This is a genomic window from uncultured Salegentibacter sp., from assembly GCF_963972535.1.
GTDB lineage: Bacteria > Bacteroidota > Bacteroidia > Flavobacteriales > Flavobacteriaceae > Salegentibacter.
Window position 1 is genome coordinate 19,186 of sequence record NZ_CAXAVR010000005.1, and the last position, 14,270, is coordinate 33,455.

A 14,270-nucleotide genomic window follows, 5' to 3' on the forward strand; every position below is an offset into this window, starting at 1 on the left:
TTAATAGCTATAGATTGAAAAAAGCAATTATTTAAAAAGAAAGATTTTTCCTACATTTAGACATTATTTATTCTTCCAAATGGTCTTTTATCTGATATTAAAGGTTTTATATCTGTAATTATGGCTTAAAATCCTGTTAAAATAGATTTATTATATGTAATTTTATCCTCTGTAATAATACAGTCGCCTATGGGTAAAATTACTCCCCGGTTTTTTTTTATAGCACTAATTTCTGGTTGGTTCCTACTCTCCGGAAATACGCTATTGGCTAATATTACATATGGGCCCGAGAAGCCTGTTTTAAAAGAAAAACAACAAAAGAATTTATTTTTCGTTGGCTTTTTATTAGAGCTTGATCCCTCTATTACTTTAACCGAAAATACTCCCTCCACTTGTAGCGATGCCCAGGACGGCGCATTAAATATTAATGTTTCTGGCGGAGTTTCTCCCTATTCGTATTCCTGGAGTGGACCAAATAATTTCTCGAGTACTAACCAGGGAATCTCCGGTCTTGCTCCCGGAAATTACACTGTAACGGTAACCGATAGTAATGATGATACAGAGACTCAAAGTTTCACCGTTGAATTTGAAGACCTGGAAGATCCTACCGTTAACTTGAGAAATATTGAAGTTGAATTAGATTCGAGCGGTTCTGTTTCAATTCAGGCGAGTGATATTGATAATGGTTCTTCAGATAACTGCGGAATTGATCAAATCTCCATAAGTAAAACAAATTTTAGCTGTACTGATGTTGGAAATAATATTGTTACGCTAAGCGTAACTGATGTAAACGGAAATACCGCCACAAAAGAAGCTACCGTTAACGTAAAGGACAATATTGCTCCAAATGTTATCACACAGAATATCACCGTTCAACTGGATGAAAACGGCACTGCAAGTATCACGGCAGATCAAATAGACAATGGATCTACTGATGCCTGCGGTATTCAATCAACTTCACTGGATATTTCCACATTTGATTGTACCGATATCGGTGCAAATACCGTTACGCTTTCGGTAACCGATATTCATAATAATACGGCTTCAAAAAATGCAAATGTTACCATTGAAGATAATATTGCGCCTCAGGTAATCACACAAAATATCACCGTTCAGCTTGATGAAAATGGCACTACCAGTATCACCGCAGATCAAATAGATAATGGCTCTACTGATGCCTGCGGTATTCAATCAACTTCACTGGATATTTCCTCATTTGATTGTACTGATATCGGCACAAGTACCGTTACTCTTTCGGTAACCGATAATAATGATAATACGGCAACAAAAAATGCCACCGTTACCGTTGAAGATAAAATTGCTCCTCAGGTTATTACGCAAAATATCACCGTCCAACTAGATGAAAACGGCATTGCAAATATCACCGCAGATCAAATAGACAATGGTTCTACTGATGCCTGCGGTATTCAATCAACTTCACTGGATATTTCCACGTTCGATTGTACTGATATCGGTGAGAATACTGTCACTCTTTCTGTAACTGATATTCATACTAATACGGCTTCAAATACAGCTATAGTAACTGTAGAAGATAAGATAAAACCAGTTTTACCCACCTTGAATGACATTACCTGGGGTTGTGAATATACTGTGGAAACTCCTGTTGCAATTGATAATTGTGGAGGTGATATTACCGCTGAAGCCAACAGATCTACCACTTTTACTGAAACCGGTTCAATTATATGGACTTTTACTGATGCTTCAGGAAATGAAGCGAGTATAGAACAGAATATTACTATTAATCAGATAGAACTAAATGTTCAGGTTGATGATATTTTATGTAACGGCTTTGCATCGGGCGAAGCACATGCCATTGTCACCGGTGGAGTTGGAGAAATCAGTTATGATTGGGAAGAGTTAGGAAATGGAGCTGTAAAAGATGGATTAAGCCCGGGTACCTATTCGGTTACAGCTACAGATGTAAATGGATGTGCTGCAACTAAAGACTTTACCATTACTGAGCCAAATAGTTTTATTGAAATAACCAGTATCAGTATCAACAAAGGATGTTTTGAAGAAAATAACGCTTCAATTACTATTGAAGCTCAGGGAGGAACCGGGCAATTAACTTACAACTGGAGTAATGGACAAACTGGAGCTACGATTAGTAATGTAAACAATACAGCTTCTTCCAATAATCTTACTTTAACAATTACCGATGAAAATGGATGTTCTATTGAAGAAATTATTACAGTCTACCCGCCAGAAGAATTAGTAATTACAAATATTGTTGATACTGAAACTAATACTTTTGGTTCTGCTACCGGAACTGCTACTGCAATTATTGAAGGTGGAACAGCCAATTTCGAATTTCTATGGTCTGATGGGCAAACAGGGCAAACGGCAAGTAACCTGGCTGCCGGAACGTATAGCGTGGTAGTTACTGATGCCAATGGATGTACCGATGAAGAAACGATTACCATAATAGACCCGTTGGAAGCGAGTATGATTCCAACTTCCAAATGTTTAAGTGATGAAGGCGGATTAAGAACTTCAACTTTTCAACTCGATTCTGTTCAGGGAGGAATTGCACCTTATACCTATAAATGGGATTTTGGAGGTGAAACTGCAGAATTTAGTGATACCAACAATCAAACCGAAGGTCCCGGAGTACACGTAGTTAATTATTTAGAAAGTGGAGTCTATCCCGTTTCTCTTACAGTTACAGATTCAGTTGGGAATGAATACACTGAAATATTTAACCATTACGTAGGTGAATGTTTTGAACCATGCGGACAAACTGGAAATTTAGATTTCGAATTAGATACATTTTATATCGGGAAAGAGGACGGCAGCCCACTTACGGGTGCCGAATGTACAAGTTACAGTGGAAAGCGCTATATATATCTTCGTATAGAAAAAAATGCTAATGCATATAATCCCTCAATTGAATTTATTTATTCCATATCACAAAGCGGAGAATTTATTTCTGAAGAAAGAATTACTGGTTGTATAGATATAGGGAATGATAAAATACCATCCCTTTTCAGAATTGGAGAAATAGAAAATTGGTCTTGTGGAAATGCTATTACCCTGGAAAGTTTTTATATGGATTGGACCAATAATGCTAATAAAAAATGTGGAGATGTTCGCCAAAGAATGTGCGTATCAACTAACGAAAACGATGAAATTCACTTTCCTTTATCGGCAAGAATAGAAAAAATTAAGAACTTTTGCTATGGAGATGAAAAAGGATCAATAGAAATCATACCTACGGGCGGTGTTGGTACCTACCATTACGAATTACAAAATACGCTAACCGGCGAAATTTATGGTCCTAAAGACACCCGAATTTTCCAAAATCTACCGGCTGGGACTTACAAAGCAATGGTTCATGACGATAATGAAACTTATACTGTAAACAATATTACCATTACCCAACCCGAAAATGCACTTTTACTAGAAGAAATAGACCAGACACCCTTAGTATGTTTTGGAGGGAGTAATGCTACTGCGACGGTAGAAGCTTCTGGCGGAACCGCGCCATACACTATAGTTTGGGACCATATTAGTCAAACTTCAACAGAAACAACAGGTACCGTTAACAATCTTTCTGCTGGCACTTATGCAGTAAACGTGGTTGATGCCAATGGTTGTGAATTTAGCACAGAAGTAACTATTGCACAACCTGAGGAATTAATTGCCAATGCAGGAGAAGACAAAACTTTAGAATGTGGTGTAAATCAGGTAAAATTAGGGGCTGTTTTTGAAGGCTACACTAATCCCAGAACACAAGAAGAAGAATTTGGAACCTGGCGAATTATTAATGGCCCCACGGGAGCGGTAATTTCAGATGTGAACAATCCAGAAAGTCTTTTTACCATTACAACAACTGGAACCTATACCCTGGAATGGACTATCCCCTGTGGAAATACAGATAGAGTTAAAATAATTTTTAGTAATTGCAGCACTATAGATTTTGACGGAGTTGATGATTATATAGATTTTGGAAATAATCTTAATCTTACTTCAGGATTTACCTTAGAAGCCTGGGTAAAACAAGACCAAAACGCTACTACTTCAATAAAAACTATACTTTCTAAAAGGGATAATGCCGATCCTGGCGCTGGAGGATATGATTTAATTATTGAAAATAATACCCCTAAATTTAGATGGAATAATGAAGTTATTTCATCAACTCATCAAATTGATTCAGACCGCTGGTATCACATTGCGGTAATTCAGGGTGGAAATGATGCCGGAATATATATTGATGGTATTAAAACTAGTGAAAGTGCTCCCGGCATACCTAGCAGTAATGATAATAGGTTTCTAATTGGGGCTATGAACGATAATACATTAAAACCTCTTCCCACTCACTTTTTCCACGGTTGGATTGAAGAAGTTAGGGTCTGGAATACTTCTTTAAATCTGGAGCAGCTTAAATTCATGATGAACCAACGAATCAAGAATAATACGAATGTTAGAGGTGAAATAATACCTTTAGATGCCCCAAATAATTTAAAGTGGGAAACTCTAAAAGGATATTATAGGCTTATAACCTCTGAAGCTACCAACGGTATTACCAAAAACAAAATACCAAATGGTATTGACGGCCGATTAAAAAATATTCAAAGTACACAGCAGAATACGGCGCCCCTCCCGTATATTGCAACCGGTGGTGACTGGTGGAACATCAATTCGTGGAAACAACCCCAGGTATGGGATACTCCAAACAGCGCCGGTGTAAATGGTGAGCGAATAAACTGGAATATTGCCAGGTTAGACGGCAAGACCTTAACCAATGCACCAACTACCGATAATTCAAATAGTATAACTTTATTAGGGCTTTTAGATGATGGAGGTTCTTTAATTATGAACGGCACCAACCATACATCGGGCAACGAATTATATATTAGTCGTTACCTCGAACTAAATGGGCATATAGATCTTAATGGCGAATCACAATTAGTACAACCTGAAAACAGCCAGATTAGTGGTTCCGGAAACCTGGAACGCGATCAACAAGGTACTGCAAGTAGCTTTAATTATAATTACTGGAGTTCTCCGGTAATTTCAGATCCTACAAATACTACTTATAAAGTAAACCAGGTTATGAAAGATGGTTCTACCCTGGGAACAAATAAATTTCAGAATATCAACTTTAAATGGCCCCATACTCACGCTGATGGACCAAAAGCCAATCCTATTAAAATAAGTGATTACTGGATTAATGCTTTTAGGGCCAGGGCAGCCAATGAATATAGCCAGTGGGAACAAATTGGAAGCTACACTGCCTTAAAACCAGGTGAAGGCTACACCATGAAGGGAACCGAAAATATAGATATTGCTGAAGGAAAACTTCAAAATTATACTTTTAATGGTTTTCCAAATAATGGAATAATAGAAGTTAGCGAAATTAGATCGGGACAAAATTACCTACTGGGTAATCCTTATCCATCTGCCATAAGTGTAGAAGAATTTATCTTAGACAATATTAGGGATGGTGAAGGCCGAAACGATAAAAACCTTTTAAATGGAGCTGTCTATTTCTGGGATCATTTTGCCGGCAAAACCCATTACCTGGCGCAGTATGTTGGCGGCTACGCCGTACGCAATTTAATAGATGGAGTTTCAGCTATTTCAAATGATTCCAGGATAAATGCCTCGGGAGCTGAAAGCAATAAACGTCCCGGTCCATATATTCCGGTGGCGCAAGGTTTTTTTGTGAATACTACGCGAGATGCACAAGCAGGAAGCTTTGATAGTTTTGATACCGGAAATATCATCTTTAAAAACAGTCAACGTTATTACAAGACAGAAAAGAGCCAAGAAATTTCATTTTTTCTACAAGCTCGTGACAATTCAAAATCTAAACAGGAGTCAAAAGAAAAAAGGGAAGATGGACGATATAAAATACGATTGTTATTTCGATCTCCTACCGGTTATCATCGGGAACTTCTTGTTGGCGCAGATGCCAGAACCAGCCAGGGCTTCGATATTGGTTTTGATGCTGCTTTAATAGATAGAGGCCCCGAAGATATGTATTGGGTAATTGGCGAGAAAAGGTATGTTATCCAGGGTGTACCGCACTTCAATCTGGATCAAATATTACCATTAGGAATTACTATAGCTGAAGAAAAAGAATTCAGTATAGAATTAGGGGAACTCGAGAATGTGCCCGATATCATTGATATCTACTTACGTGATAATAGCGACAGCACTTATCACGATCTAAGAAAAGAAGCTTTTAAAGCTAGCTTACCTGCCGGAGAATACCAGGATTTATATGAAATTGTTTTTCACGATGTAACTTCCACCAGAAATGATAAAGAACCTGGCGAAGGACCTATAAATTACTATTACTCTCTAGATAACAGGGAGTTTGTAATCAGTAATCCTGAACTTCATAAAATTGAGCACATTAATATTTATAATATTGCTGGCCAACTGGTAGATCAACACTTTGGAATACCTGACCTTAAAGAAATTCATGTTCCGCAGAAAAAATCTTTAAGTTCGGCTGTTTACATTGTAAAAGTGTATACCGATGCTGGAGATTATGCCAAAAAGGTGATTATTAGAAAAGATTAAGGCTTGTACTTTAATGGTAGATAAACCACTTTTTTAGTTTCGTAAAATTCCTCCCCAAAATAATCACGTAGTTCATAAATTCTTGCTTTTGGGTAATCGCGAAGCTCCACTGTGAGATCTCCACCTTTAAGATAAAGAATTCCGTTTTTAAGTTCGTGCTTGCTTTTCTTTGCTATTTTTCCTTTAGTCCAATGCACAAAAGTAGGCATTGCGGCTACTGCCCTACTTACTATAAAATCGTAGGTACCAGAAATTTCTTCTACCCTGGCATTAGTAGTTTTCACATTGGTAAGTTGTAAGCCTTCTACAACTTCGTTTACTACTTTCATCTTTTTTCCTATAGAATCTACTAAATGGAAATTGGTTTCCGGAAATAATATAGCCAACGGAATTCCTGGAAATCCGCCGCCTGTGCCTACATCTAAAATATTTGCTCCCGGATTAAATTGCTGAATTTTTGCAATTCCCAGAGAGTGTAAAACATGCCTGAGATAAATTTCATCTATATCCTTACGCGAGACCACGTTAATTTTAAGGTTCCAGTCTTTATAAAGTGATTCCATTTGCGTAAATTTCGCAGTTTGGTCATCGGTTAAATCGGGGAAGTATTTTTTTATTAAATCCAAAGTTTTCACAATTTCCGCAAAAATACATAATTTGGTGCTGAATTTGCAGACTATATTAATACGGTATAGATTATAGATTAACTATTTAAATATTTTACCTTTACCGCTTACAAAAATTACATGGAAAACGTTCAAAATCATATTAAATTCTCTCGAAAGGATTCCACAAAATTCTTTAGAATCCTCAATAAAAGAGTAAACAGTTACTTTAAGGATAATAACATTAAAAAAACAGGAAACTGGAAACTGCATTTAAAGGCAGTAGTTATGTTTTCTTTATTTTTAACCCCATACTTTTTAATTCTCACGCTTGATATTTCACAGTGGTGGATGTTGCTCCTTACCGTAGTAATGGGCGCCGGAATGGCAGGAGTAGGAATGAATATTATGCACGATGGTAACCACGGCTCCTATTCTTCTAAAAAATGGGTAAATAAATTTATGGGTGGCACAATTTACGTGCTTGCCGGTAATGTTTATAACTGGCAGGTACAACACAATGTTCTACACCACACTTACACCAATATTCACGGCCACGATGAAGATTTAGATGCAGGAAGAATTATTAGGTTTTCTGAACATGCTAAATGGTACAGTTTTCACCGTTTTCAGCATTATTATTCTGTATTTTTATATGGCCTTTTAACTTTCAACTGGGCTTTAACTACAGATTTTAAACAGACTAAAAATTATCTAAAGCGCAAACTTTCTTACGGAAAAATGCCAAATCCGGTAACGCAGTGGAGCATTATCGCGATCACAAAACTTATTTATGTTTCTATTTGGATCGTAATTCCAATGCTAATTTTATCAATTGCCTGGTGGAAAATATTAATAGGCTTTTTCGTAATGCATTATACAGCAGGATTAATTCTTAGTATTGTGTTTCAATTAGCCCACGTGGTTAAAGAAACCGAAATGCCTTTACCAGACGAAACCGGCTCTATGAAAAATACCTGGGCCATTCACCAGCTGTTTACTACGGTTAATTTTTCAACTAAAAACAGAATTGTAAACTGGTTTACCGGCGGATTAAACCACCAGGTAGAACACCATATTTTTCCGAATATTAGTCATATTCATTATACTAACATCGCTAAAATAGTAAAGGAAACTGCTGCAGAATGCAATCTTCCTTACCACGAATATAAAACCACACGCGCAGCAATAATTGCCCATTTTAAACATTTAAAACAAATGGGTGCGAAACCTGCAATTTCGTAAATTTTCTTAAGGGCTTGGTTCTTAAGATTGAGATTAGAAAAGTAAATTCGCATTCCTATTGTGAACCTTTTCCGGTCTCAGTAAGTGAGTAATTAATTAGTAACCAATTAAAGAATGCAAGAACAATTATCCAACCGAATTAACAACTTAGCAACTTCCCAAACTTTGGCTATGGCTGCAAAAGCGCGTGAACTTAGAGCCGAAGGGAAAGACATTATCGGGTTAAGCCTGGGAGAACCAGATTTTAATACCCCAGATTTTATTAAAGAAGCCGCAATTCAGGCAATTAACGACAATTATAATTCTTATACTCCCGTAGACGGATATGTAGAATTAAAAGATGCCATCATCAACAAATTTAAGCGAGACAACAATCTTACTTACGACCGTTCTCAAATTGTAGTTTCTACAGGTGCCAAACAATCTTTGGCAAATGTGGCTATGGTTTTATTAAACCCGGGAGACGAAGTTATTTTACCCTGTCCTTACTGGGTGAGCTATGCTGAAATAGTAAAACTTGCTGAAGGTGTACCGGTAGAAGTTCCAACTTCGGTTGAAACGGATTTTAAAATGACGCCAGAGCAACTTGAAGCTGCAATTACTCCAAAAACAAAAATGATTTGGTACAGCTCTCCCTGCAATCCCAGCGGGATGGTTTACAGCAAAGAAGAATTAAGAGGTCTTGCCGATGTGCTTAAAAAATATCCCGATATTGTAATTGTAAGTGATGAAATTTACGAACATATTAATTTTGTAGGGGGGCACGCTTCTATGGCCCAGTTTGAAGATATGTACGATCGTGTAGTTACCGTAAACGGCGTTTCTAAAGCATTTGCAATGACCGGTTGGAGAATTGGTTATATAGGTGCACCGGCGTGGATTGCCCGGGCCACCAATAAAATGCAGGGCCAAATTACCAGTGGTGCTAACTGTATTGCCCAACGTGCAGTAATTACTGCCCTGGAAGCTCCCGTAAGCGAGATTAGCTATATGGTAGACACCTTTAAATCCAGGAGAAAACTTATTATAGATCTTTTAAACGGAATTGAAGGTTTTGTGACTACAGAACCTGAAGGCGCTTTTTACGTTTTCCCAAATGTTTCTCATTTCTTCGGAAAAACAATTAAAGGTCATAAGATTGAAAATGCTACAGATTTCTCCATGTTTTTATTAGAAGAAGCCCTTGTAGCCACCGTAACCGGTGATGCTTTTGGAAATCCAGATTGTATAAGAATTTCTTATGCTGCAAGTGAATCTCAAATTGAAGAAGCAATGAAACGAATTAAGTCAGCTTTAGCTGAAGCATAGAATTTTCAGTTTATAAAGTTATATTTTTCAAAATCCTGATGCGGTTTAAAAACCTATCAGGATTTTTTAATGATGTTTTTATTTTACAATATGTTAGATCCTGAAACAAGTTCAGGATGACGCGTTTAAAAATTTTTAAAACAACAATTCTTATTTTCTGAAATCTAAATTAGAATCACCTATTCCTCCAGAAGAATGGGGTTAACAGGATTAGAACCGTAAAAAGTTCCAACCTTCCTATAAGCATTAAAAATGCGCACCACCATTTACCAATAGGTGGAAGAATATCAAAGTTATTTACCGGGCCAAGTGCACCAAAAGCAGGACCAACATTCCCAAGGGAAGAGGCTGCACCGCCAATGGCTGTTTCAAAATCTAATCCCAGTCCTCCAAGAACCACCGAGCCTATAATAAAAGAAAGCATATAAAGAATAAAGAAACCCAGGATATTGAAGGTCACTCCTTTTCCAATAGATTTTCCGTTAAATCGCACCGGAAGAATTGCGTTAGGATGTAAAGCACGTTTAAATTCAATCCCGCCATTTCTAATCATTATAATATGCCTCATTACTTTTACTCCACCAGCGGTAGACCCTGCAGAACCTCCCAAAAAGAACATCCCAAAAAAGAGAATAGTAAGAAATGGTGTCCACATAGTATAATCGGCTGAAACAAAACCGGTGGTGGTTATAATAGCTAAAACCTGAAAAAGTGCATGTCTAAAAGCACTCTCGGCTTCTCCCCAAACCATAGGATGATCTATTTGAGAAAGAGCAACATCGGCTTCAAAATAAATAAATGCCGAAGCCACTACTGTAAAAATTCCTATAAAATAGAAATACCATTTAAGCTCATCGTCATGCAAAACTTTTTGAACCCTGCCTTTAAAACTATAATAGCTTAAAACAAAATTGCTCCCCGCCAAAAACATAAAGATCATAATAATGTATTGAATAATTGGCCTGTCATTCCAATAGGCCACGCTAATATTTTTTGTTGAAAAGCCACCGGTAGAAAGTGTGCTTAAAGAATGGTTTATTGCATCAAAAAAGCTCATACCTGCTACTTTTAGCAAAATTGTTTCAGCAACCGTATAGCTCACATAGATTAACCAAAGACGCTTGGCGGTATCGGTAATCCTGGGTTTTAACTTATCGGCACTTGGGCCTGGAGCTTCAGCAGCAAATAGCTGCATCCCTCCTATTCCCAGTAAAGGTAGAATTGCAATGGCTAAAACTATAATTCCCATTCCTCCAATCCAGTGGGTCAAACTTCGCCAGAAAAGAATTCCTTTGGGAATAGATTCAATATCATTTAAAACCGAAGCTCCCGTAGTGGTATAACCAGACATGGTTTCAAAAAAAGCATCGGTAAACGCAGGAATAGATTCGCTTAACACATAAGGTAGCGTGCCGCTTAAAGCCATAAAAATCCAACCAAAAGTTACAATTATATAACCTTCACGTTTTTTTACTTCTTTACGGTGGCCCCGGGTTGTAAACATTAGAAGCACCCCTAGGAAAAGGGTGATAAAAGCGGCTGCCAGAATATGTACTGTTACCCCATCTTCATAAAACCAGCTCACTAAAACTGCCAAAAGCATAAAACCACCGTTACATAAAAGCAGCAGTCCCATAACGTGCAGGATAATCTGGTGATTAAGTCTTGGCATTAGAGAAAGAGTTTTTCAACCTTTTTAATAGATCTTGGCAAACAACACACTACAATACGGTCTCCCCGGGTAATCGTAAAATCTCCCAGCGCGATAATCCCTTCGCCATCTCTTATAATTCCACCAATAATTGCCGACCGTGGGAAATCCAGATTCTTAATTTTCTTATTACAAACCTGAGAATTTGGTTTTACAATAAACTCAAGTAGTTCGGCATTCATGTTATTGATCTTGGTCATCGCAACCACTTCCCCTTTTCTCACATATCTAAAAATATTATTAGCGGCAAGAAGCTTTTTATTGATCAATGTATCTATCCCAATAGAATGACTTAACTGGTAGTAATCCATATTCTCTACCAGAGAGATAGTTTTTTTCACACTCTTGGATTTCGCAACCAGGCAGGACATAATATTGGTTTCAGAATTACCGGTAACGGCGATAAATGCATCCATATCGTGTACATTTTCTTCTTCAAGTAACTCTACGTTTCTACCATCGCCGTGAATAATTAGCGCATTGGGAAGTTCATCGGCAAGATCGTAAGCTTTCTCTTTATCGCTCTCTACCAGTTTAACGTGAAAGTTATTTCTGCATAAATCTTTGGCGGTTTTTTTACCAATTTTACTTCCGCCTAAAATCATTACATTTTTAATAGAATGTTTGGTTTTACCGGTAAGTTTATAAAGGTTTTCTACCCCGCGTTTTAGCGTGATAAAATTTACCTGGTCTCCTTCTTTAAATTGTGTATCTCCACGGGGAATAAGCGTATATTGAGTCCCATACCGCTGAATGGCGATTGGCACAAAATTAAGATCTGGAAAAATATTGGCGGCTTCTTTTACCGTTTTGCCTACAAATAGCGCATTTCGGGACAGGCTAAGACCTATCATGGTTAACGCGCCATTTTCAAATTCATAGCTATCATTAAATGCTGACTGATTTAGTAGCAAAGCTATTTCTCTTGCTGCAAGGGCTTCAGGAGAAATTAATTCATCTATACCAAAACTGGTAAAACCAATTTCCTCTTTATTCTCAAGAAATTCGGTATTAGAAATACGGGCTATGGTTCTTTTGGCTCCCAATTGTTTAGCTAAAACACAACAGGTAATATTAGTAGCTTCGCTGGAAGTTACGCTTATAAGCATATCTACATGCTTAACCTGTGCATCTTTTAAAATTGAGATTGAAGTTGCATCTCCTTTTATTGTTCTAATATCTAAATGCGTATCAGCATAAGTGAGATTATCCCGGTTGGTATCAATAAGTGTGATATCCTGGGACTCAAAAGAAAGCAATTTTGCCAAATGAAAGCCGACTTCACCTGCTCCGGCAATAATTATCTTCATATAACAGCTTGAAATTGAAAAGAAGAACAAATGTACAGTATTTTAGACAAACCAAAAACCAAAGCATCTATCAACAAATTCTAAAAGTTTCAACCTCAATTATTTCATATCGTGTATCTTTGATGCAAAATTGTTATTATGAGTAAAAAGGTTACTCCTTATCAGGATTCCGGTCTTAATAAGAAAAAACAGGTGGAACAGATGTTTGACAAAATATCTGGCAATTACGATGGGCTAAATCGGGTAATCTCTATGGGAACCGATGTTAAATGGCGTAAAAAAGTAATTGCACTGGTTAAAGCCCAGCAACCAAAAGCTGTTTTAGATATTGCTACTGGAACTGGAGACCTTGCCATACAAATGGCAGATATTAATGCTGAAAAAATTGTTGGCCTGGATCTTTCTGAAGGAATGCTGAAAGTAGGCCGAAAGAAAATTGCCGCCAAACAGCTAACCGATAAGATTGAAATGGTACAGGGAGACTCTGAAGCCTTACCTTTTGAAGATAACTCGTTTGATGCAATTACAGTTGCTTTTGGCGTTCGTAATTTTGAAAATTTAGAAAAAGGATTATCTGAAATTCAAAGGGTTCTAAAACCCGGCGGAATTTTTGTAGTTTTGGAGACTTCTGTCCCTACCAGATTTCCGTTCAAACAAGGTTATAAATTATACTCCGGCTATATGTTGCCCCTCATTGGGCGGGTATTTTCTAAAGACCGTGAAGCTTACTCCTACTTAAGTAAAAGTGCCGCTGCATTTCCTTATGGAGAAGCGTTCAACAATATTTTAAAGAAAACGGGGTTTATAAATGTAGAAGATAAACCACAAACTTTTGGGGTTGCAACCATTTATATTGCTTCAAAATAAAACTATGAAGAAACTTTTTGTTATTGCCCTTCTTTTTTGCGTTCAATTTGGTTACGCGCAAATTTTTGGAGGAGATAAAATTATCAACAACGAGAACTTTGATAAGCAACGTTGGTCCTGGGGTTACTACCTGGGATTTAATACCTACGATTTTAAATTTAAATATAATGATGAAATAACCTCTAACGGTAATGATCTTATTATAGAAAAAACCATGGGATTCAATGTTGGGCTCGTTGGGAATTTAAAATTAAATAATAACCTGGATTTACGCCTGGAACCTGGCGTTACATTTAACACCCGTAACTTCAGGCCTCCATATAGCCAGGATATAGAAGAGGTTAACTCTACTTATGTCCATATCCCATTACTATTAAAGTTTTCGGCCGATAGGCATAATAACTTCAAGCCTTTTGTAGTAGGAGGTTTATCTACTTCTATAAACCTTTCCAGTAATGAGAACAATCCAGATGTGGCAACGCGATTAAAAACCAACAATTATCATTATGAAGTGGGACTGGGAATAGATCTTTATCTTTATTATTTTAAATTCTCTCCCTCAATAAGAGGAGTTTTCACAATAAATAATGAAATGGTAGAAACCCAATATCAGGTAGTTGATGCAATGCGCTCCCAGGCTGTATTCCTAAACTTTACCTTTCAATAAAA

Annotated in this window: 8 protein-coding genes; 5 read left to right on the top strand and 3 right to left on the bottom strand. The window is 37.2% G+C overall.

What is annotated here, in order from left to right:
- Nucleotides 1-189 precede the first annotated feature (189 nt).
- Nucleotides 190-6,555, top strand: coding sequence for a LamG-like jellyroll fold domain-containing protein (locus AACZ30_RS01390; RefSeq protein WP_339647134.1), 6,366 nt, complete (start codon nt 190-192; stop codon nt 6,553-6,555).
- Here the strand turns inward: AACZ30_RS01390 and rsmG are convergent.
- Nucleotides 6,552-7,181, bottom strand: coding sequence for a 16S rRNA (guanine(527)-N(7))-methyltransferase RsmG (rsmG, locus tag AACZ30_RS01395; protein ID WP_339647137.1), 630 nt, complete (start codon nt 7,179-7,181; stop codon nt 6,552-6,554). The genes AACZ30_RS01390 and rsmG overlap by 4 nt on opposite strands.
- 120 nt (nt 7,182-7,301) lie before the next feature.
- Here rsmG and AACZ30_RS01400 point away from each other — a divergent pair, with 120 nt between their 5' ends.
- Both AACZ30_RS01400 and AACZ30_RS01405 read left to right on the top strand, forming a co-directional pair.
- Nucleotides 7,302-8,405, top strand: a complete 1,104-nt coding sequence (locus tag AACZ30_RS01400) for an acyl-CoA desaturase (protein ID WP_286761216.1) — start codon at nt 7,302-7,304, stop codon at nt 8,403-8,405.
- A 114-nt stretch (nt 8,406-8,519) separates the two neighbouring features.
- Complete coding sequence (locus AACZ30_RS01405) at nt 8,520-9,713, top strand: pyridoxal phosphate-dependent aminotransferase (protein ID WP_339647141.1); 1,194 nt, start codon at nt 8,520-8,522, stop codon at nt 9,711-9,713.
- Nucleotides 9,714-9,888: 175 nt separating this feature from the next.
- Here the strand turns inward: AACZ30_RS01405 and AACZ30_RS01410 are convergent, their stop codons facing one another.
- Together AACZ30_RS01410 and trkA are read right to left on the bottom strand one after the other, a co-directional pair.
- The gene (locus AACZ30_RS01410) at nt 9,889-11,385 is read right to left on the bottom strand and encodes a potassium transporter TrkG (protein ID WP_339647144.1); all 1,497 of its coding nucleotides are present in this window, start codon (nt 11,383-11,385) and stop codon (nt 9,889-9,891) included.
- Complete coding sequence (gene trkA, locus AACZ30_RS01415) at nt 11,385-12,734, bottom strand: Trk system potassium transporter TrkA (protein ID WP_339647145.1); 1,350 nt, start codon at nt 12,732-12,734, stop codon at nt 11,385-11,387. The genes AACZ30_RS01410 and trkA overlap by 1 nt, the downstream gene beginning before the upstream one ends.
- A gap of 138 nt (nt 12,735-12,872) precedes the next feature.
- Between trkA and ubiE the strand changes: the two genes are divergently transcribed.
- Nucleotides 12,873-13,601: a bifunctional demethylmenaquinone methyltransferase/2-methoxy-6-polyprenyl-1,4-benzoquinol methylase UbiE gene (gene ubiE / locus AACZ30_RS01420; RefSeq protein ID WP_339647148.1), complete on the top strand. Its 729-nt coding sequence runs from the start codon at nt 12,873-12,875 to the stop codon at nt 13,599-13,601.
- 4 nt (nt 13,602-13,605) lie between these two features.
- On the top strand, nt 13,606-14,268 hold the full coding sequence (locus tag AACZ30_RS01425; RefSeq protein ID WP_075324674.1) for a porin family protein: 663 nt from the start codon (nt 13,606-13,608) through the stop codon (nt 14,266-14,268).
- Nucleotides 14,269-14,270 lie beyond the last annotated feature (2 nt).